This is a genomic window from Bizionia gelidisalsuginis (assembly GCF_008086185.1).
GTDB lineage: Bacteria > Bacteroidota > Bacteroidia > Flavobacteriales > Flavobacteriaceae > Bizionia > Bizionia saleffrena.
This window is the reverse complement of sequence record NZ_VSKN01000084.1, coordinates 1-1,053: the sequence shown is the minus strand read 5'-3', so window position 1 is coordinate 1,053 and position 1,053 is coordinate 1. Positions and strand designations below refer to the sequence as shown.

Below are 1,053 nucleotides of genomic sequence, written 5' to 3'. Positions count from 1 at the left end.
ACTTTAGAATGTGATCAAGATGTAAACGACTTAACAGTAACTGGTGATGTTACCGATGAAGCTGATAATTGTGGAAACGCTGCTTTAGAAGCAACATACACGGATGGTGCTTCAACTGCTGGATCTTGTGCTAACGAGTCTTCTTTCATTAGAACTTGGACAGTAACCGATGCTTGTGGAAACACAACAACTCAAGAACAGACAATTAATATCGAAGATACTACGGCGCCAACCTTTACGGTTCCTACTGCAGTCACTTTAGAATGTGATGAAGATGTAAACGACTTAACAGTAACTGGTGATGTTACCGATGAAGCTGATAATTGTGGAAACGCTGTTTTAGAAGCGACGTATACTGACGGAAATTCAACTGCTGGATCTTGTGCTAACGCGTCTTCTTTTATTAGAACTTGGACACTAACAGATGCTTGTGGAAACACAACAACTCAAGAACAGACAATCAACATCGAAGACACGACGGCGCCAACCTTTACGGTTCCTACTGCAGTGACTTTAGAATGTGATCAAGATATTACCGACTTAACAGTAACTGGTGATGTTTCTGATGAAGCTGATAATTGTGGAAACGCTGCTCTAGAAGCAACATACACGGATGGCGCTTCAACTGCTGGATCTTGTGCCAACGCGTCTTCTTTTATTAGAACTTGGACGCTAACGGATGCTTGTGGAAATGATAATACGCAAACACAAACCATAAACATCGAGGATACTACGGCACCAACCTTTACGGTTCCTGCTGCAGTCACTTTAGAATGTGATCAAGATGTAAACGACTTAACAGTAACTGGTGATGTTACCGATGAAGCTGATAATTGTGGAAACGCTGCTTTAGAAGCAACATACACGGATGGTGCTTCAACTGCTGGATCTTGTGCTAACGAGTCTTCTTTCATTAGAACTTGGACAGTAACCGATGCTTGTGGAAACACAACAACTCAAGAACAGACAATTAATATCGAAGATACTACGGCGCCAACCTTTACGGTTCCTACTGCAGTCACTTTAGAATGTGATGAAGATGTAAACGACTTA

General features: G+C 41.7%; 1 protein-coding gene. It reads left to right on the top strand.

The features are described 5' to 3' along the window. The coding region (locus ES677_RS15395; RefSeq protein WP_449374896.1) for an HYR-like domain-containing protein at positions 1–1,053 on the top strand (1,053 nt) is incomplete at both ends.